This window comes from Rhodoferax sp. LB1P47, from assembly GCF_056521445.1.
This window is the reverse complement of record NZ_JBWMAU010000007.1, coordinates 166663-185872: the sequence shown is the minus strand read 5'-3', so window position 1 is coordinate 185872 and position 19210 is coordinate 166663. Positions and strand designations below refer to the sequence as shown.

Here is a 19210-nt window from a genome sequence, read left to right as displayed (position 1 = left end):
GGCATCCATGCGGATCATGCCAGCACCTCGCGCAACCACTGGGCGCATTGGCTGGATGCGGCTATGGGCCAGTGGATTTGCATGGCACCTCTGGCGTGCTGGATGTCGATGCGGATGTCGGCCGCTTGGGCGGATGGTGCCGGAGCAAGTTTGACGGGTATGAAATCCGGCTTGGCTAGGGCTGGCGGCAAGGGTTTTGTGATAGTGGCCAGTTGGCTATCGCGGCCCTGTGAAGATTCGACTACCCAACGCCGGAGCATGTTGGCGTTCAGACCGTTGGCCAGTGCGATTGCGGCCTTGGAGACGCCCGGTGCGTGACAGGCTGCGACGACTTGGGATTTGAATGCATCGCTGTAGCGCGCACGACGACGACCGGCCGCTGGAATTCGAAGTTCTGGATTTGGAGTGTTCATGTGTCCACCTGAGTTGAAGTGGACACGATGGTCTTAAGGATTTCCGTTCACAGCAAGATGACTTGGCCATTCGCTTACGATGTGAGCTTCAGCGCTCGCGGAAAACCCACTTACACACAAGATCTATGGCATGACGGCCTCAAGAAACATCGACTGATCCGAGGTGACAGTCAATCCATAGTTCAATTGAAGGCAAAACTTCAAGTCGAGGAGTGGCAACAAAAGTGGGTGGAAATCGATGCTCGCCAGCAGCAGCGCACCGAACGCGCGCTCGGCAAACGCCAGCAAGAAGAACGTAAGTCCGAAGCAGCCGACCGCACAGCGGACGCGCAGCAAGAGTTGGAACTTTTGTCTTCTCTTCTCCGCGCAACCCTTAAGGTCGACGATAGGGTCGATTGGGAGAATCTGAAAGACAAAACCAGCTTCCCCGATTCGAAACCAAAGCTCGCTAAATCCCCACCAGAACCAGCGTTACTAAGTCTACCTAGAGAGCCACAGCAGGCAGACACCAAATATCAGCCGAAGCTTGGCTTTCTAGACATACTATTTGCGTCACGCAAAGCGCGCTTGCAGAAGGAGAAGGCCGGGTTATTAGCGAATGATCTGATCGCGTGGAAAAAAGAGATCGCTAATATCCGGTGCATTCATTCCGTAGCCATTACCGCCCATGAAAAAAAGGTGCGCGATCTTTATTCAATCCACGCACACGAAGTTGAAGCTTGGGAGGCTCTGAAGCGTGAGTTCCATGTTTCGCAGGCCGCTACCAACGTATCAGTGGATGCAAAGCGCGCGGCCTACGAGGCTCGGCATCACGAAGCTATCGTGGAGTACATAGATTTGGTTTTGTCGACTTCTCGGTATCCGGATTATTTCCCTCAAGAGTTTGATATCGATTACGACATAGGAGCAAAGACCGCGGTCATCGACTACCAGCTTCCTGGTCCTAACGATCTGCCGACGCTAAAAGCTGTTAAGTACGTAGCGAGTCGGGACGGCTTTGAGGAGCAGTTCATAACAGAGCCTCAGGCCTCACGTCAATACGATGACGTCTTGTACCAAACAGTCCTGCGCACGGTTCACGAGATATTCGAAGCTGATGTGGTCGGCGCACTTGAGGCAATTGTCGTCAACGGAATAGTTACAGCAATTGATCGCACCACCGGAAAGCCTATCACCGCCTGTGTACTCTCCCTGCGAGCAGGGAAAACTGAGTTCGCTTTAATTAACCTCGCTCAAGTTGATCCAAAGGCCTGTTTCAAATCGCTAAAGGGAGTTGGTAGTTCAAAGCTACACGGGCTATCGCCAGTCCCGCCGATCATGCAGCTCCGCCGCGAAGATGGCCGCTTCGTGTCCGCATACGAGGTAGCTAATACGCTCGACGGCTCGGTAAATTTGGCAGCTATGGATTGGGAAGACTTTGAACACCTCATTCGAGAATTGTTCGAGAAGGAGTTTTCTTCAACCGGTGGCGAGGTCAAAGTAACACAAGCCAGCCGAGATGGTGGCGTCGATGCGGTTGCTTTCGATCCTGACCCCATTCGCGGCGGAAAGATTGTGATTCAAGCCAAACGATACACAAACACTGTTGGGGTGAGCGCGGTGCGCGACCTGTACGGAACCGTACTTAATGAGGGTGCGACAAAGGGGGTGCTGGTGACTACGTCCGACTACGGTCCAGACTCGTATGCATTCGCTAATGGGAAGCCATTAGTACTCCTGAGTGGCGCGAACCTACTCCACATGCTTGAGAAGCACGGGCATAGTGCCCGAATCGATATCCACGAAGCAAAGAAGTTGGCGGCTAAATACTGACGCTGCCTAACCACCCCGTCGAGGCGAGACCGAACGGCGGCGGCTTGGCCTAGGCCAAATCAGCCGATGCTGACCTGAACGCCTTTGCCATCAAGGTACACGCTGGTGCGGATTCGGCCATGACGCAGTATTTCTATAACGCCGATGCGTACTTTCGGCTGGTGGAAGATGCCCGCAAGCTGGGCGTCACCGTCCCGGTCGTGCCCGGCATCATGCCGATCGGCAGCTCGTCGCAGCTCATGCGCTTCAGCGATGCCTGCGGCGCTGAAATCCCCCGCTGGATCCGCCTGCGCCTGCAAGGCTTCAGCGACGACACCGCCAGCATCAAAGCCTTCGGTCTGGACGTGGTGACGGATTTGTGCGAACGCCTGGTAGCCGGTGGTGCGCCCAGCCTACACTTCTACACCATGAACCAGAGCGCGGCGACGCTGGAACTGGGACGGCGTTTGGGGTTGGGTGGGGTCAGATCCCCATTGCACGACTGATCGCGGCGGTACGGGAACGGTCGAAAACCGCAAAGGGGCTCTGACCCCTCCCGGCTGTTCTCCGTGACGGACGGTCAAGGCCAACCCGGTTTTCGGGTGGTCCGCACGCACAGCGGATGCTACCTTCACCTGTTTAAGCGAAAAGTGCCTCTGGCGCATATTCCATCTGCGGTAGTAGCTATGGAAAATAGAGCGTTTCACATCCACCTTTTGATGGGGAAATGCTGGAATGTGGGACGTTTCAAACCTTCGCCGGGCTTAGTGGGCCAGCGTTTCGGACAGCGCCAGCGTTAAACCAGACCCGTAATATTTTCACAACTCTTTTCCAAGTATGAGCAAACCCCTCGCGCGCATTGGGCAAAGATTCACCTCGCAGTTTGTGGATGGCCTCGTGGCAGTGGCTGTTGGTGTTGTTTTCTATTTCATTGCGAACACATTTGGCTTCGCCCACGAGTGGATATTTGTCGGCTGGCTTCTGTACATTTTGCTTTGCGATGGCCTGCCGGGTGGTCAAAGTATGGGTAAACGCTTCACCAGCACCAGTGTTGTGCATGCTGACTCCGAGCTACCCTGCACGTACTGGCAGTCTTGCGTTCGGAATTTCACGATGGTGCTTGGTGTAATTGATGCCGCTTTCATCGCGGGCAAGCAGAGGCGCCGTTTGGGCGACCTACTCGCAGGCACGAAAGTGATCCAGCTTTGAGGTGGTAGATGTCAACCCGCCAATCGAGGTCAGAGCACAAATGCGGGTAACTGCCGTTCTGGCTCCGCCCGCATCCAGCGCGCAATTGTGATCTGACCCCCATTGGCTACGGCCCGTGGAGCCTGCCTGCGAAGCGCTCACTCCCCCAAAACCCACCCCCGAAACGCCTCGCAAAACTGCGGCGTACCCGTCAGTGACAAAGTGAACGTCTGCCGAGGCAGCCCGGCCACCGTTTCAGTTTGTTGCTGCACCTGAAAGTCCCACTCCCCACCCTCGTCCAATGCCGCCTGCATGCCGGGGAAGGCCGCGTGGGCCCAGTCCAGCACTTGTTTGATTTCAGCCTCCACGGCGGCTACTTGCGGGGTCGGGATGGAGGCCATTGCCTCCCATGTGCCAAACCCGTGCCCGTCCTCGCTGTAGTCGAAGTCGAGGTACAGCATGGGTTTTAGCCTGGTTAAGCGCCCAATGGTTTGGCGGTGCGCACGCCGTTTTTGGCGATCAGCTCGATGTAGAACGATGCGCCACCGGCAGCGGCCAGGTCGTCGATCAGCTTGGTGATGGTGGCGAAGTGCGCCACTACGGCGGTCTCGGCGCTGGTACCGAATTTGCAATCCCAGTCCCAGTAGTCCACGCCTTCAGGCAGGGCCACGCGCAGCTGGCGTTTGACGTATTTACGGATGTCGTGCTTGGTGGCTTCGACCACGCGGTCGCGGTTTTTGCCTTCGATGTTCAGGGGGAATGTTTTTTTCACAGAGTGCCTTTGAGAAGCCGATGCCGCCCTGGTTGGACAGCCCTCGGCAGGGCGCTCGATTATGAGGCTTGCAGAGGTGGGATTTTGATTGCTATCAAATGAGTAGCTGTTAGCGCAGGTGGAATATGCGCTAGAGCCCTATTTTTTATAAATTCATCACTTGCGCACCACGGCATCGCCCGGCGCAAAGTCGGCTGCTTTCAGCGGGCTGTGGCTGGTAATAAAGCCGCGCAGCACGTCGGCATCGACAAAGCCGCTGTCTACGTAGCCGGGGTGGCCCAGCAGTTTGGGGTAGCCGTCGCCGCCCACGGCCTGGAAGTTGTTCACGGCCATGCGGTAGGTGGTGCTGGGCTGGATGGCCACGCCCCGGATGCTGGCGCTGCTGACGACACCGCCGGTGATGACCAGCTGGATGCCCGCAAACTGCGGGAACGCGCCGGAGCCAACCGACATCTTGGCCACGGCGTTCAGGTAGTCCATGACTTCTTTGCCGGTGAATTCGACGGTGGCGATGGTGTTGCCGAAGGGTTGGACCTTGAGCACGTCTTTGTAGGTCAGCGTGCCGGCGGGCATGGAGTCGCGCACGCCACCGGCGTTAACCACGGCGAAGTCGGCCTGGGTTTTGGCCAGCATCGACAGGCCGACCAGCACGCCCATAGCGGCGGGTTGGGCGCGGATGATGCTGCGGTCGCCTTCGATGCGGGCATCGCTGCTGCCCACGGTGATGCCGAGCTTTTCTTGGCCGACGTTTTGGTACGGGGTGAGCAGGGCCAGCATGGCCGGGTCTTCGGCGATCTCGCTGGTGTAGTAGGCCTTGGCGGGTTTGCCGTCGGCCCCTTTGACGGTCTTTTTCAGGTTGATGGGGATCAGCGCGTAGTGGACCAGCTTGAAGTCGCCGTTGCGGTATTCAAAGTCGGCCCGGCCCACGTATTTGCCCCATTCGTGGGCTTGCACGATCCAGGTGCCGTTTTGCCGGTCGGGGGCGCAGGGGGTGCCGGGCACGTAGGCATCGTCGCGCACGTTCTCGGCTTGCATGCAGGTGGGGTTTTGCGAGTGGCCGCCGACCACCAGGTCGATGCCGCCCACGGCGCGGGCCATTTCCACGTCGCCGGGGGCCTGGGTGCCGTGCAGGCCGTTGGTGTAGTGGCCCATGTGGGTGGCGGCGATGACCACGTCGGCCTTGGTGCGCAGCTCGGGCACGACCTTGGCGGCCTCGGCAATCACGCTGCGGAATTCGATGCCTTTGACGTTGTCGGGGTGCACCATTTTGAAGGTGTCTTCGGTGGTCAGGCCCATCACGCCGACGCGGACTCCGCCGACATTGAAGATCTTGTAGGGCGCAAACATGCGCTGGCCCTGGTCGTAGATGTTGGCCGACAGCATGGGGAAGGTGGCCAGGTCGCGCTGCATATTGAGCACGATGCGGGGCTTGTCGAACTCGTGGTTGCCCACGGCCATCGCATCGAACTGCAACAGATTCATGCCTTTGAAGTCGGGCACGGCGTCTTGCAGGTCGGATTCGGGCACGCCGGTGTTGATGTCGCCACCGCTGAGCAGCAGCACCGCGCCACCCGCTGCTGCCACTTCCTTGCGCACCTGGTCCACCACGGTTTTCTGCGCCGACATGCCGTATTCGCCGTCGCTGTTTTTCCAGAAGCGGCCGTGGTGGTCGTTGGTGTGCAGGATGGTGATTTTGTAGGTTTTGTCCTTGTCGGGGCTGCCCAGGGTGGAGCAACCGGCCAGTGCGGCAACCAGCAGGAGGAGGGCAAAACGGGGTATCGGTGTGATCATGGCAACTCCGGTTATTTGGTTTTGGATCCGCGCAACTCTTGCATGCGTTCATCGAAATAGCTTTGCACGGTGTAACGCTCAGACAAGACAACTTCACGGCGCGGGTGCAAAAACAAGGGCAGCGAGACGCGCGACTTCAAGCGGCCTGCGCCTGTGGGATTGAGCACGCGGTGGGTGGTGGACGGGTAGTAGTGGCCCGAGGCTTCTTGCAGCATGTCGCCGATGTTGACGATCAGCAGGCCGAAGTCGCAGGGCACGTCAAACCAGGCACCGTCTTTGCCCAGCACTTGCAGGCCGGGTTCGGTAGCGGCGGGCAGGATGGTCAGCAGGTTGATGTCGCCGTGGGCGGCGGCGCGTACGCTGCCGGGTTCTTCGGTGCCGCGCAGGGGCGGATAGTGCAGCACGCGCAACAGGGTTTGGTCGCAGCCTGCAATCATCTGCGGCAGGGGTTCGGTGTAGCGGGCGCGCACCTCGGGCGGGGAGTTGTCTTCCACCCATTTCAGCAGCTCGGCGGCCAGGGCGCTGCCTTGGCTGTAGTAGCGCAGCGCCGCATCCGACACCTCGGCCGGGTAACGGCCCCAGGGGTAGATGTGGAAGAACTCTTTCAGGTCGCGCTGGGTGTTGCCCTTGGCGGTTTCCGAGACGGCCGGTGAGAAGTAGCCGTCGAACGCTACCGGGTCATGGTTGTAACGGTGCTTGGCCTCGGAGCCAAAGAAGTCCAGCCATTCGGCGTAGATGCCGTCCACCAGGTGCTGGTCCAGCGGGTGGTGGGACAGCACGGCAAAGCCGGTTTCGTGAAGACTTTGGCAAAAGTCTTGCGCGGCGGTGGGGCTGAGGTAGTTGACGACGGGGAATTGCATGGTCGTTTCCTTTATTCAATGCAAGGCTGTAACTACCCACCACCCAACATTCGGCCAGAACGCACGTTCACCAGAAACACCGCAGAACTGGCTTCGCCAGGCTGCTGGTGTTGCCCCCTGCAAGGGGGTTGGCGAAAGATGCGTAGCACTGCAGCCTGGGGGTGAGTCATAAACTAGCGGGGCAACCAGTCGGACATCAGCATCTGTTCCAGCACCGTGTTGCAGGCCTCGGCCTGGACCTGCATGCAGACCTGGGTGGGCGGGGTGGTGGCCCAACCGGCCTGGGGATGGAAGATGTCTTTGCGCTTCATCATGGTCTGGCCGTTGGCAATGCTCTCGGTGGCCACGCGGATGCCGCCGGACTCGACGCTGAACAGCTCGGGGTTCACCAGGTAGATGAAGGCCAGCACGTCGTGGCCGAAGCAGCCGTGGATGGCGGCCACATGCGGGTAGATGCCGCTGTAGAAGTCGGCGTAGAAGCTGACGGCGTGGTGCAGCACGTCGGTGGCAATGTGCTTATGGTGGTCGGCAATTTTCTTGAACATCGCCAGCGGCACGATCACGCGGTGCGTCACGTCCAGCCCCACCATCGTCAGCTTCCAGCCTGCGCTGAAGACGTGGTCGGCGGCGTGCGGGTCGTTCCATACATTGGCCTCGGCCACGGGGGAGACGTTGCCGGGCTCAGTGACGGTGCCGGCCATCAGGATCACTTCTTTCAGCAGCTTGGGCAGTTGGGGTTCCAGCTTCAGGGCCAGGCTGAGGTTGCCCAGCGGGCCCACCGCCACCAGGGTGATCTCACCCGGGTGGGCGCGGGCCATGTCGACGATGAACTGGGCGCTGGAGCGCGGGTCGAGCTGGTTGCTGGTGGCCACGCGGGAGGGCAGGTTGCCCAGGCCGTCGGCTCCGTGGATAAAGGCCGGGGGGGCTTCGCCGGGCTTGACCCAGGGGGTGGCCACGCCTTTGGTAACGGGGATGGTTTTACCGGCTATGGCCGTGAGGTACAGCGCGTTGATCGCCGCCTGCTCGACCGTGACATTGCCAAAGGTGGTGGTGATGCCGACCACGTCGATGGCCGGATGCGCCAGCGCGAAGTACAGGGCCATCGCGTCGTCTACGCCGGGATCGGTATCGAAAATAACTTTGGTGGGGGAGGTCATAACGTGTACTCGGTAAAAAATAGTTTAGGCGGGGAATCCGCAAAATGCACGCAGCACGGCATCGTCTCCAGCGGACGTGCCGCTGTGGACGAGGGCCTGCACTTCGGCGTGGGTCGGAATACTGGACTGCGCGCCGGGGCGTGTGCAGGCCAGGGCCCCGGCGGCGCTGCCGACCTGCATCGCCACCGCCAGCGAGTGGCCCTGGGACAGGGCGGCGGTGAGGGCTCCGCAAAAGCTGTCGCCCGCAGCGGTGGTGTCCACTGGCGTGACGGGGTAGGCGGCTTGCAACAAAATTTGGCCGTTGAGCCGTGCGCAGCAGCCCCGGTGGCCCAGAGTGACGACCACGCAGGCGGTGTCCAGCCGGGCCAGGCATTCGGCGATGCTGCCGCTGTGTTGGGCTACGGTAGCCAGCTCGCCTTCGTTGACCACCAGCACATCCACGGCGGCCAGCAGGTCGGCGGGCAGCAGCTGGGCGGGGGCGGCGTTCAACACCACCTGCACGCCTTGGGCGCGGGCCGATGCAGCGTAGGCGGCCACCGTGTCCAGCGGGGTTTCCAGTTGCAGCAGCAGGTGGGTGAAGTCTGTCAGCGGGGGTAAATGCGCGGCTTGCAGGCTGGCGTTGGCACCGGGGGCCACGGTGATGGCGTTTTCGGCATCGTCGGACACGCAGATGAAGGCCGTGCCCGTAGGCTGGTCGGGGCTACGCACCACGTGCTGCACCACGCCAGCTTGTGTCAACGAGGCTTCCAGCGGCTGGGCAAATGCGTCATCGCCCAGTGCCAGCAGCATATGCGTTCTGGCCCCCCCGGCACGCGCGCAGGCGATGGCCTGGTTGGCCCCTTTGCCTCCGGGGAAGGTCTGGAACGCGCGGCCCAGCACGGTTTCACCCGGTGCGGGAATGTGGGTGGCACGCACTACGAAATCAAGATTGGCCGAGCCGGCAACAAAAATCATGGGGACACCCAATCAGCGAGATTTAACGAACGGGACACCAATCGCTTTGGGCGCGACCGACTTGGCCATGAAGCCCGCCAGGATGATGACGGTGACGACGTACGGAATCATCTGGATCAGCGAGCCCGGCACCTTGCCGATGACCGGCAGCACCACGCCTTCGAGCTGGATTTGCAGGGCGCTGAAAAACGCAAACATCAGGCAGCCCAGGGTGGTGTGTACCGCCCGCCAGCTGCCAAACACCAGCGCGGCCAGGGCCAGAAAGCCGTTGCCCGCCGACATATCGGCCAAAAAGAAACCGGTTTGCACCAGCGCCAGGTACGCGCCCGACAGCCCGCACAGCACGCCGCCCACCAGCAGCGCCAGATAACGCGTACCGGCCACGCTGATACCGGCCGTGTCGGCCGCATGCGGGTTATCGCCCACGGCGCGCAAGCGCAGGCCAAAGCGGGTGTGGTTAACCACCCAATGCACCAGCGGCACGGCCAGAAACGCCAGGTACACCAAGATGGTGTGGCCGCCCAGCAGTTCGCGCAGCAGCCAGCCCAGCACGGGTACATCGGCCACGGCTTCGCTGCCGGGAATGGTCAGCGCTTGGAACCGCCCTTCGTCCAGCGGCGGCGAGCGGCCCCCTTGTTGGAAGAAGAACTGCGCCAGCACAAAGGTCAGGCCGCTGACCGAAATATTGATGGCCATGCCCGACACCAGCTGGTTGCCGCGCTGCTGGATGCACACATAGCCGTGCAGCAATGCCAGCAGGCACGACACCGCGATGCCCGCCAGCACGCCGAACCAGGGGTTTTGCGTGGCGTAGGCGACGCAGGCCGAGGCAAAGGCGCTGCCCAGAATCTTGCCTTCCAGGCTGATGTCCACAATGCCGGAGCGCTCGGCAAACAAGCCACCCAGGGCCGCAAAAATCAGCACTGGCGCGCTGCGCACCATCGCTACGAAGATGCTGGAGAGTTGGATATCGTCCATCAGGCGGCACTCGGTTTTTTGAATTTGTGCAACACGGCGGCCACGGCGGGGGCATACAGGTTTTCCATCGCGCCGCAAAACAAAATAATCAGCCCCTGGATGAACACAAAGGTTTCAGGCGGAATGGCCGACTTCTCCAGCGACAAATCAAACCCACCCTGGATCAGCCCGCCAAACAGCACCGCCGACAGCAGGATGCCGATGGGGTGGTTGCGCCCCATCAGCGCCACCGCGATGCCGATGAAGCCCGCGCCCGCCGGGAAGTTCAGCCCCAGGTTGTGTGAGGAACCCATCTGGCTGTTGACGGCGGCCAGGCCCGCCAGTGCGCCAGATACGGCCATCACGCCGATGACGGTGCGGCTGATGGAAATGCCTGCGTAGTGGGCTGCGTGCGGGTTCAGTCCCACCGTGCGCACCCCATAACCCCAGGAGGTGCGCCACATCACCAGCGCATACCCGCCCAGCGCCAGCAGCGCCAGCAGGAAGCTGATGTTGACCGGGGTTTGGCCCAGCACCGGCAGCCACTCGTTGAGCCGGGGCAGCCAGGTGGCTTCGGCAAACTGGCGGCTGGAGGTGCTTTGCTGGCCCACCGGAATCAGCAGGCTGACGATGATGTAGTTCATCAGCGACGCGGCGATGAAGTTGAACATGATGGTGGTCACCACAATGTGGCTGCCGCGCTTGGCTTGCAGGTAGCCCGGCAAAAACGCCCAGGCCGCGCCAAACAGTGCGCTGGCGGCAATGGCCAGCGGAACCACCAGCCAGGGGCTCCAGTGTGCGTCCAGGTTCAGAATTACCAGCGCCATGCCCAGGCCACCGATGTACATCTGGCCTTCGCCGCCGATGTTGAACAGGCCCGCGTGCAATGCAAAGGCCACGGCCAGCCCGGTAAAGATGAAGGTGGTGGCGTAAAACAGGGTGTAGCCCAGCCCCTCGGGATTCAGGAAGGCGCTGTGGACCAGAATGGCCAGCGATTCGGTGGGGCTTTCGCCCAGGGCGTAGATCACCACGCCCGCCACCAGCATGGCCGAGACGAGGTTCAGGATGGGTAGCAGCAGGTTGGAGGCCCAGCCGGGCAGGTTGTGTGGATTCATAGCGTTAATGGCTTACGCCGCCCATCATCAGGCCGATGCGCGTGGTGTCAAAGTCGCCAGCGGCCAGCTCGCCGGTGATCTTGCCGCCACACATCACCAGGATGCGGTCGGCCAGCACGCGGATTTCTTCCAGCTCCACCGACACCAGCACGATGGCGATGCCCGCGTCGCGCAGTGCCAGCAGGCGGCGGTGGATGGTCTCGATCGAACCGATGTCCACACCACGCGTGGGTTGCCCTATCAAAATGAGAGCAGGTTGTGTAGCTATCTCGCGCGCCAGCACCACTTTTTGTTGGTTTCCGCCGGACAGCAGGCCGACGCGCAGGGTCGGGTCGGTGGGGCGCACGTCAAATTCGGCGATCAGCTTTTTGGCATGCGCCAGGATGGCCTGGGGATTCAGCAGCCAGCCGGATTTGAAAATGCGGTCGTTGTGGTGCCCCAGCAGGGTGTTGAGGGCTACCGAGTTGGCCTTGACCAGGCCTTCGCGCAGGCGGTCTTCGGGCGCATGGGCAATGCCTAAAGTGCGGTACACCGCTGGCAGGCCGTCGGCATCGCGCCGCCCTTTGAAGGGCAGCGGCTGGCCTTGGTAGTGGATGTCGCCGCTGCTGGGCAGGCGCATGCCGGCCAGCACTTCTAAAAGTTCGGACTGGCCGTTGCCCGAGACTCCGGCCACGGCGACGATTTCACCGGCGCGCACCTGGAAGTTCAGGTCGTCCAGCAGCTTCACGCCCTGGGCGTTGTGCAAGCTGAGACTCAGTACCTCCAGCACGGCGGCACCGGGCTGGTAGGGGCCGCGCGACAGGGTGGATTCGATGCTGCGGCCAATCATCAGACTGGCCACGGCCTCGCGGCTGCTGGTGGCGGTATCGACCTCGCCCACCACGGTGCCCGCGCGCATCACGGTGACGCGGTCGGTCAACGCAAATATTTCTTGCAGCTTGTGGGTGATCAGGATGATGGTTTTGCCCTGGTCGCGGAACACCCGCAGAATGGCAAATAGCGAATCGGTTTCTTGCGGCGTCAGGACGGCGGTGGGTTCGTCCAGAATCAAAATGTCGGCACCACGGTAGATCAGCTTGAGGATTTCAACCCGCTGCTGCGCACCCACCGACAGGTTTTCCACCCGCACGTTGGGGTCTACTTCCAGCTTGTATTCGGCACCGAGCGCGCGCAGGCGCGTTTCAGCGGCTTGAAAGGGGGCTCCGAGTACCAGGCCACCTTCCACCCCCAGCAAAATATTTTCCAGTACGGTAAAGCTGTCCACCAACATGAAGTGCTGGTGGATCATGCCGATGCCGAGGCGGATGGCCTCTTGGCTGCTGCGGATGGGGGTGGGCTGGCCGCCCAGCAGAATCTGCCCGCTTTCGGCCTGGTAGTAGCCGTACAGAATGCTCATCAGCGTAGATTTGCCCGCGCCGTTTTCCCCCACGATGCCGTGGATGGAGCCCTTGCGGACCTGGAAGCTGACGTTGGCGTTGGCCTTGACCGCGCTAAACTGCTTGGATATGCCTTGGAACTCTATAACGGGCACCCCCGGCAGGATGCCGCCCTCACGCGTTGCCAATCGCCCCTCGGGTTAGACGGGGCAGCTGTTGCCAGTGCGGTAGTCCACCACCTTGACTTTGCCGGACTTGATGTCCGCGGCGGCCTGCTTGATGCTGGCTTCCATGGCGGGCGTGATGAGCTTGCGGTTGTTGGCATCCAGGGCCCAGTCCACGCCGCCTTCGATCAGGCCCTTGCTCACCACGCCGGCTTTCCAGGTGCCGTTTTTGACGCTCATGAAGCCGTCGTAGGTGGCGTTGTCCACGCGCTTGAGCATGGAGGTGAGGATGAAGCCGGGGTACAGCGGGTTTTGGTTGGAGTCGACACCAATGCCGAGTTTGTTTTTGTCCTTGACGGCTTGCAGCGCGCCCATGCCGCTACCGCCCGCAGCGGCAAACACCACGTCCACGCCCCGGTCAAACTGGGCCCGGGCCAGTTCGCCACCCTTGGCGGGGTCGCTCCAGGCGGCCGGGGTGGTGCCAACCATGTTTTGCGTCACGTCGATCTTGGCATCCACCGACTTGGCACCTTGTGCATAGCCGCAGCCAAAAGCGCGGATCAGCGGCACGTCCATGCCGCCGATGAAGCCGACCTTTTGCGACTTGCTGGCCAGTGCGGCGGCCACGCCTACCAGGTAAGAGCCTTCTTGCTCCTTGAAGGTGACGGAGCTGACGTTGTCGGCAGTGACCACGTCGTCAATCAGCATGAACTTGACCTTGGGGAACTCTTTGGACACGGTAGTGACCGCGTTGGTCATCGAGAAGCCGATAGAGACCACCAGATCGACGTTCTTGCGGGCCATCTGGCGCAGCACCTGCTCGCTTTGCGCGTCGGAGGTGATGGAGGCTTCGAGGTAGCCGATCTTGGTTTCTTTTTTGAACCGCTCGGCACCTTCATAGGCCGACTGGTTGAACGATTTGTCAAACTTGCCGCCGCTGCCATACACCAGCGCCAATTTGGGGTCGGCAGCGTGGGCGGACAGGGCACAAAAAGCAGTGGCTAAAGCGAGAGAGATGGAAGTGAGTTTCATATCAAGCAGGTGTGGTTAAGGGGAAAAAGAAAGAATATGCACTACGCAATAATCTTGCCAACAAGAGCCGCATGCTATGCGAATTCAGACCTGTCGTAGCGGGAAAAACCCCCATTGGCAGGTCTGATTACAGAGACTTAGCCGCCCGAATCCAGCGTCGATGTGGCGTGTTTGTCCTGTCCCAGACGTTCCACCATCTGCGCCAGTGCGGGTTTCAGCGCGGCTTTCAGGGTGTGCGGCGGGTTGATCAGGAACATGCCGCTGGCCGGCAGGCCGGGGCGCTTGACTTCGCCATCGGCATCGGTGGTGAGCTTGCTGAATTTGACGGTCAGCGTGGCATGCAGCCAACTTTTGCCTGCCTTGGTGGCCAGGGTTTTAAGTTTGCGCGGCAGGTCGTGGGCTTCGGGGCGCGGAATGATGGGATACCAGACGGCGTAGGTGCCTGTGGAAAACAGCTTCAGGTTGCTCGCGATCATCTCGGCTACCAGGCTGTAGTCGCTCTTGATTTCATAGCTGGGATCGCACAGCAGAAAAGCGCGGCGGCTTGGGGGTGGCAAGAATTTACGGATGCCTTCAAAGCCGTTTTCGCGGAACACTGCTATCTGCCGTCCGGCGGACAACTGGGCGATGTTGGCCGACAGGGTTTTGCTGTCGGTGGGGTGCAGTTCAAACAGCTTGAGCCGGTCATGGTCACGTAACAGTTGTTGCATGATGAACGGCGAGCCAGGGTAGACCTTTTTGCCGCCGGATTTATTGAAGCTGGCCACCAGATCCAGGTAGTCTTGCAGCGCCGGTGCGGCGACCCAAGGTGCTTGGCCGGGCTCGGGCGCAGCCAGCAGCTTCAGGATGCCGTTGGCCGCCTCGCCGCTGGTTTCGGCATAGTCGCCGTCGAGCCGGTACAGCCCGGCACCGGCGTGGGTGTCCAGCACGGCCAAGGCCGGGTCTTTTTCGGTCAGGTGTTTGAGGGCGGCAATCACCACCGTGTGTTTGAGCACATCGGCGTGGTTGCCTGCGTGGAAGGCGTGGCGGTAACTAAACATAGGCCCCTATGGTAACGAGGCGCGCTGCCTTGCCAATGGCTGCGCACTAAACTACGGCTCCTTTTTGTCTATGACCGATTTCGCCCAGCCCCCTGTCCTCCATTCGGATGCCCTGCCCAGTGGCACCCGGCTGGGCGAGTTTGAGCTGCAAAGCCTGCTGGGCGTGGGGGGCTTTGGCATGGTCTACCAGGCGTACGACCACTCCTTGCACCGGTCGGTGGCGATCAAGGAATACATGCCGACGGCGCTGGCCGGCCGCGCAGGGGGGCATGTCGTAGGCATCCGCTCATCGCGCGATGGTGCCAGCTACCATGCCGGATTGCAGTCGTTTGTGGCCGAGGCCCGGTTGCTGGCGCAGTTTGACCACCCTTCGCTGGTCAAAGTGTTCCGCTTCTGGGAGGCGCATAACACCGCGTATATGGTGATGCCCTTGTACAGCGGCATGACGCTCAAGCAGGCCTGTGACCAGATGCGCCGCCCACCGCCAGAGGACTGGCTGCGCCAGGTGCTGTGGTCGGTGCTGCAAGCGTTGCAACTGCTGCACGACAGCCATACCGTGCACCGGGATGTATCGCCCGAAAATATTTTTCTGCAAGACAGTGGGCCACCCGTGTTGCTGGACCTGGGCGCGGCCCGCCGGGCGATTGGTGGCCTGGGCCCCAAGCACACGGCCGTGCTGAAGGTGAATTACGCCCCGATTGAGCAATATGCCGATGCGCGCGACATGGCGCAGGGGCCATGGAGTGATTTATATGCCTTGGCCGCAGTGGTGCACGGCTGTGTGGCCAAGGCCTTGCCGATGCCCGCCACGTTCCGGGTGCTGCGGGACCGCATGCCCAGCATGCAATCGGTGGCGCAGGCCGGGCAGGGGCCAACGTATTCCACCAGGTTAGTGGACGCAATCGACCGGAGTTTGGCGATCCGTCCCGAAGACCGTCCGCAATCGGTGCAGGATTTTGTCGATATCTTGGGTTTGCAACCGCCTGCGGACATGGACCAATTTGACTGGCGCACTGAGATGGGGCGAGGCTGGCAATGGATGCCCGGAGAGCGGGCGCAGCCAGAGGCTATGGATCTGGCCGAGTTGCCCACCCAGTTTGTCTATCCGCCCCGGCCATCGGCGGAGGCGATGGAAAAACGGCACCCAAGCAAGCCCTGGGCCTGGGCCGCGCTGGCGCTGGTGCTGGTGGTCGGCATGGGGACGGCTGTGTGGATGCCGCCTTCAGAGGGGCAAATGCGCGCCCAGCTTTCGTCGTCTGTGCCACCGGTGGCGGCGGCATTGTCCGCCCAGGATTTGCCCATATTTGCCGAAGTTGTGGCTGAGCCGTTGGCATCCCCTGTGGCCCAGGCGCCGGCATCGGTGCCCGCACCACAACCCCGGCGTGCGCGGGTTGCCGCAAAGTCGCCCAAGTCGCCCCATACCACCCAGCTCGCCAGTACGCCGGTGGTTATCTGCGCTGACAGCAATTTTTTTACCCGCCCGATGTGCGTGTACCGCGAATGTCAGAAGCCTGCGCTCGCAGAGTTGCCCGTATGCGTGGAAAACACCCAGCGCCTGCTGGCCAGCCAGCAGGCGCGTAAATAGCCGCTTATTTGACGACGGTGTCAGCAACTTTGTATAATCAAAGGCTTCGTAGCGTTTGGCTAGCCCCGCGACGAAGCTCGAATCACCACCTAAGAGATCTCCACTAGAGAGACGCCGACCGTGGAAAAGGGCTGCTAGAACGCCAACCTCTTGGGTTGGCCAAACCATTCTTTCAAAGAGAAAATTCATGACCAAAACTTTCAGCGCAAAACCCGCTGACGTAGTGCATGAGTGGTTTGTGATTGACGCGACCGACAAGGTCCTCGGACGAGTAGCCAGCGAAGTTGCTCTCCGTTTGCGCGGCAAACACAAGGCCATTTATACGCCTCACGTCGATACCGGTGACTTCATCGTCATCATCAACGCAGCCCAGCTGCGCGTCACCGGCGCCAAGTCGACTGACAAAATTTACTACAGCCATTCCGGTTACCCAGGTGGCATTTCTGCCATCTCGTTCCGCGACATGCAAGCCAAACACCCAGGCCGCGCTTTGGAAAAAGCCGTCAAGGGCATGCTGCCCAAGGGCCCGCTCGGCTACGCCATGATCAAGAAGCTCAAGGTGTACGGTGGTGCTGTGCACCCACACACCGCCCAACAGCCTAAAGTGCTGGACATCTAAGGAGTATTTCTGATGATTGGTGATTGGAACAATGGCACCGGCCGTCGCAAATCCAGCGTCGCTCGTGTGTTTCTGAAAAAAGGCTCCGGCCAGATCAAGGTCAACGGTAAAGACATCACCGAGTTCTTCGGTCGTGCTACCTCGATCATGATTTGCAAGCAACCCCTGCTGCTGACCAACCACGCCGAGACTTTCGACGTGATGGTGAACGTACACGGTGGTGGCGAGTCCGGCCAGGCAGGTGCTACCCGCCACGGCATTACCCGCGCCCTGATCGACTACGACGCTACGCTCAAGCCTGAGCTGAGCAAAGCCGGTTTCGTGACGCGTGATGCGCGCGAAGTCGAGCGTAAGAAGGTCGGTTTGCACGGTGCTCGCCGTCGCAAGCAGTTCTCCAAGCGTTAAGCTTTTCGCTCTGTGCGACACAAAAACCGCCAAGCCTTCGGGTTTGGCGGTTTTTGTTTTTGAAAAGACCGCACCGCCAGTACCGGCAAACGCCTAATCCCACGCTGGCTGTCGGGAATTGCATTAGCATCCCCAGATTCTTTACGGAGTACCCCATGAGCGCCCTTGCCGAAAACATCCAAACCGAAATGCCCACCCCCATCGTCTTTACCGACAGCGCCGCCGCCAAGGTGGCCGATCTGATCGCCGAAGAAGGCAATCCAGATCTAAAGTTGCGGGTGTTTGTGCAGGGTGGCGGCTGCTCCGGCTTCCAGTACGGCTTCACCTTTGACGAGATCACCAACGAAGACGACACCACCATGACCAAAAACGGTGTGTCCCTGCTGATCGATGCCATGAGCTACCAGTATCTGCTGGGTGCCGAGATCGACTACAAGGAAGACCTGCAAGGTGCCCAGTTCGTCATCAAGAACCCCAACGCCACCAGCACCTGCGGCTGCGGCTCCAGTTTTTCAGCCTGATCGCTAAACGTACCTAAAAAAGCCGCCCGAGGGCGGCTTTTTTGTGGGTGAAACAAAGAAATATGCAAGACGACGTATCCAACCAGCGCCTGCTGTGGCTAGTGGCCATTGGGTTTTTCATGCAGACGCTGGATGCCACCATCGTCAATACCGCCTTGCCCGCCATGGCGGCCAGCCTGGGGGTAAGTCCGTTGCGCATGCAGTCGGTGGTGGTGGCCTATTCGCTGACGATGGCCATGCTGATTCCGGCCTCGGGCTGGATGGCCGACCGTTTTGGCACGCGCCGCCTGTTTGTGTCAGCGATTGTGTTGTTCACGCTGGGGTCGTTGCTGTGTGCTGTTTCCCAAAGCCTGAGCCAACTGGTGCTGTCGCGCATCGTCCAGGGTGTCGGCGGGGCTTTGCTGCTGCCGGTGGGGCGGCTGGCGGTACTGCGGGCCTTTCCGCGCGCGCAATTTTTGAAGGCCATGAGTTTTGTGGCCTTGCCGGGGTTGATCGGTCCACTGATCGGCCCCACGCTCGGCGGCTGGCTGGTGGAATACGCCACCTGGCACTGGATTTTCCTGATCAACCTGCCGGTGGGGTTGCTGGGTTGTGCTGCCACGCTGGTGTGGATGCCCGAGGGCCTGCGGATGGCGTCCAAGCGTTTCGACCTGAGTGGCTATGCAATGCTGTCGTTTGGCATGGTGGCCTTGTCGTTGTCGCTCGATGGTTTGTCGGAGCTGGGGCTGCGCCAGGCCACGGTATTGGTGTTGCTGGTGTTTGGTTTGGCCAGTCTGGTGGCGTATTGGTTGCATGCCACGCGTGTGGCCGAGCCCTTGTTTTCACCGCGCCTGTTCGATATTTCTTCGTTGACGATTGGTCTGCTGGGCAATTTGTTTGCGCGGATCGGCAGCAGCTGCATGCCGTTTCTCATCCCCTTGCTGCTCCAGGTCAGCATGGGGTATTCGCCGGCCCAGGCGGGCATGATGATGCTGCCCGTGGCTCTGGCGGGGATGCTCACCAAGACCCTGGCCACCCGGCTCATTACCCGGCTGGGCTACCGCAAGGTGCTGGTGCTGAATACGGCGCTGGTGGGGCTCACGATGGCCAGCTTTGCGCTGGTGACACCGGGCCAGCCGCTGTGGTTGAAGCTGCTGCAATTGGCGATTTTTGGGGCGGTGAATTCCATGCAGTTCACCGCCATGAACACCGTAACTTTGAAAGACCTGGACGGGCCGCTGACCAGCAGCGGCAATAGTTTGCTGTCAATGGTGCAGATGTTGGCCATGAGCATGGGTGTGGCGGCAGCTGGGGCCGTGCTGGCGGGTTTTACCGGTTACTTTGAGGGGGCTGGGGCGGCGCAGACTTTGGATGCCTTCCACGCCACGTTTGCAACGATGGGGTTGATGACGCTAGCCTCGGCCTGGATCTTCTGGCAGTTGTCGCCCGACGTGCGTGACACGGGGACTACCCATGCCGACAACCACTGAG

The 19210-nt window shown here is 60.8% G+C and carries 19 protein-coding genes and 1 pseudogene; 8 read left to right on the top strand and 12 right to left on the bottom strand.

Translation table 11 applies throughout. From position 1 onward, the window contains the following. Nucleotides 1-14: 14 nt before the first annotated feature. Nucleotides 15-413, bottom strand: a complete 399-nt coding sequence (locus AC0969_RS10715; protein WP_479624131.1) for a transposase — start codon at nt 411-413, stop codon at nt 15-17. Nucleotides 414-440: 27 nt separating this feature from the next. Between AC0969_RS10715 and AC0969_RS10710 the strand changes: the two genes are divergently transcribed. The 3 genes and pseudogenes from AC0969_RS10710 (at nt 441) to AC0969_RS10700 (ending at nt 3413) form a co-directional block, all read left to right on the top strand. Further along, complete coding sequence (locus tag AC0969_RS10710; protein WP_479624133.1) at nt 441-2225, top strand: restriction endonuclease; 1785 nt, start codon at nt 441-443, stop codon at nt 2223-2225. A gap of 53 nt (nt 2226-2278) precedes the next feature. Next, nucleotides 2279-2710 (top strand): annotated as a pseudogene (locus AC0969_RS10705) (methylenetetrahydrofolate reductase); the annotation flags it as partial. Between the two features lie 331 nt (nt 2711-3041). Further along, entirely contained in the window at nt 3042-3413 is a 372-nt protein-coding gene (locus AC0969_RS10700) for an RDD family protein (protein ID WP_479624130.1), read from the top strand. Between the two features lie 137 nt (nt 3414-3550). Here the strand turns inward: AC0969_RS10700 and AC0969_RS10695 are convergent, their stop codons facing one another. The 11 genes from AC0969_RS10695 to AC0969_RS10645 form a co-directional block, all read right to left on the bottom strand. Beyond that, a complete protein-coding gene (locus AC0969_RS10695; protein WP_479624129.1) occupies nt 3551-3853 on the bottom strand; it encodes a hypothetical protein in 303 nt (100 codons plus the stop codon). Between the two features lie 14 nt (nt 3854-3867). Further along, a complete protein-coding gene (locus tag AC0969_RS10690; protein ID WP_479624128.1) occupies nt 3868-4164 on the bottom strand; it encodes a DUF6172 family protein in 297 nt (98 codons plus the stop codon). A gap of 156 nt (nt 4165-4320) precedes the next feature. Next, a complete protein-coding gene (gene ushA, locus AC0969_RS10685; RefSeq protein WP_479624127.1) occupies nt 4321-5955 on the bottom strand; it encodes a bifunctional UDP-sugar hydrolase/5'-nucleotidase UshA in 1635 nt (544 codons plus the stop codon). A gap of 11 nt (nt 5956-5966) precedes the next feature. Further along, nucleotides 5967-6815, bottom strand: coding sequence for a 2OG-Fe(II) oxygenase family protein (locus tag AC0969_RS10680; protein ID WP_479624126.1), 849 nt, complete (start codon nt 6813-6815; stop codon nt 5967-5969). 173 nt (nt 6816-6988) lie between these two features. Continuing rightward, entirely contained in the window at nt 6989-7972 is a 984-nt protein-coding gene (locus AC0969_RS10675; protein WP_479624125.1) for a nucleoside hydrolase, read from the bottom strand. Between the two features lie 24 nt (nt 7973-7996). Then, a complete protein-coding gene (locus AC0969_RS10670) occupies nt 7997-8926 on the bottom strand; it encodes a ribokinase (RefSeq protein ID WP_479624124.1) in 930 nt (309 codons plus the stop codon). A 12-nt stretch (nt 8927-8938) separates the two neighbouring features. Next, nucleotides 8939-9904: an ABC transporter permease gene (locus tag AC0969_RS10665; RefSeq protein WP_479624123.1), complete on the bottom strand. Its 966-nt coding sequence runs from the start codon at nt 9902-9904 to the stop codon at nt 8939-8941. Next, on the bottom strand, nt 9904-10998 hold the full coding sequence (locus AC0969_RS10660) for an ABC transporter permease (protein WP_479624122.1): 1095 nt from the start codon (nt 10996-10998) through the stop codon (nt 9904-9906). The genes AC0969_RS10665 and AC0969_RS10660 overlap by 1 nt, the downstream gene beginning before the upstream one ends. 4 nt (nt 10999-11002) lie before the next feature. Further along, nucleotides 11003-12562 (bottom strand): ABC transporter ATP-binding protein, encoded by a 1560-nt coding sequence (locus AC0969_RS10655; protein ID WP_479624121.1) that lies wholly within the window; start codon nt 12560-12562, stop codon nt 11003-11005. A gap of 12 nt (nt 12563-12574) precedes the next feature. Next, nucleotides 12575-13570 carry a BMP family lipoprotein gene (locus tag AC0969_RS10650; protein WP_479624120.1) on the bottom strand — a complete coding sequence of 332 codons (996 nt, stop codon included), beginning with the start codon at nt 13568-13570 and terminating at the stop codon, nt 12575-12577. A gap of 137 nt (nt 13571-13707) precedes the next feature. Next, nucleotides 13708-14610 (bottom strand): 23S rRNA (adenine(2030)-N(6))-methyltransferase RlmJ, encoded by a 903-nt coding sequence (locus AC0969_RS10645; protein WP_479624119.1) that lies wholly within the window; start codon nt 14608-14610, stop codon nt 13708-13710. Between the two features lie 70 nt (nt 14611-14680). On the opposite strand from AC0969_RS10645, the gene AC0969_RS10640 reads away from it, so the two are divergent. The 5 genes from AC0969_RS10640 to mdtD all read left to right on the top strand — a co-directional run bounded on the left by AC0969_RS10640 (nt 14681) and on the right by mdtD (nt 19209). Beyond that, nucleotides 14681-16195: a serine/threonine protein kinase gene (locus tag AC0969_RS10640; protein ID WP_479624118.1), complete on the top strand. Its 1515-nt coding sequence runs from the start codon at nt 14681-14683 to the stop codon at nt 16193-16195. Nucleotides 16196-16382: 187 nt separating this feature from the next. Then, nucleotides 16383-16814 (top strand): 50S ribosomal protein L13, encoded by a 432-nt coding sequence (gene rplM / locus AC0969_RS10635; RefSeq protein ID WP_092758364.1) that lies wholly within the window; start codon nt 16383-16385, stop codon nt 16812-16814. Nucleotides 16815-16826: 12 nt separating this feature from the next. Further along, nucleotides 16827-17219: a 30S ribosomal protein S9 gene (gene rpsI, locus AC0969_RS10630; protein ID WP_295960582.1), complete on the top strand. Its 393-nt coding sequence runs from the start codon at nt 16827-16829 to the stop codon at nt 17217-17219. 155 nt (nt 17220-17374) lie between these two features. Continuing rightward, nucleotides 17375-17740 carry an iron-sulfur cluster insertion protein ErpA gene (erpA, locus tag AC0969_RS10625; protein WP_092758362.1) on the top strand — a complete coding sequence of 122 codons (366 nt, stop codon included), beginning with the start codon at nt 17375-17377 and terminating at the stop codon, nt 17738-17740. Between the two features lie 62 nt (nt 17741-17802). Then, a complete protein-coding gene (gene mdtD / locus AC0969_RS10620) occupies nt 17803-19209 on the top strand; it encodes a multidrug transporter subunit MdtD (protein WP_479624117.1) in 1407 nt (468 codons plus the stop codon). Nucleotide 19210: the final 1 nt, after the last annotated feature.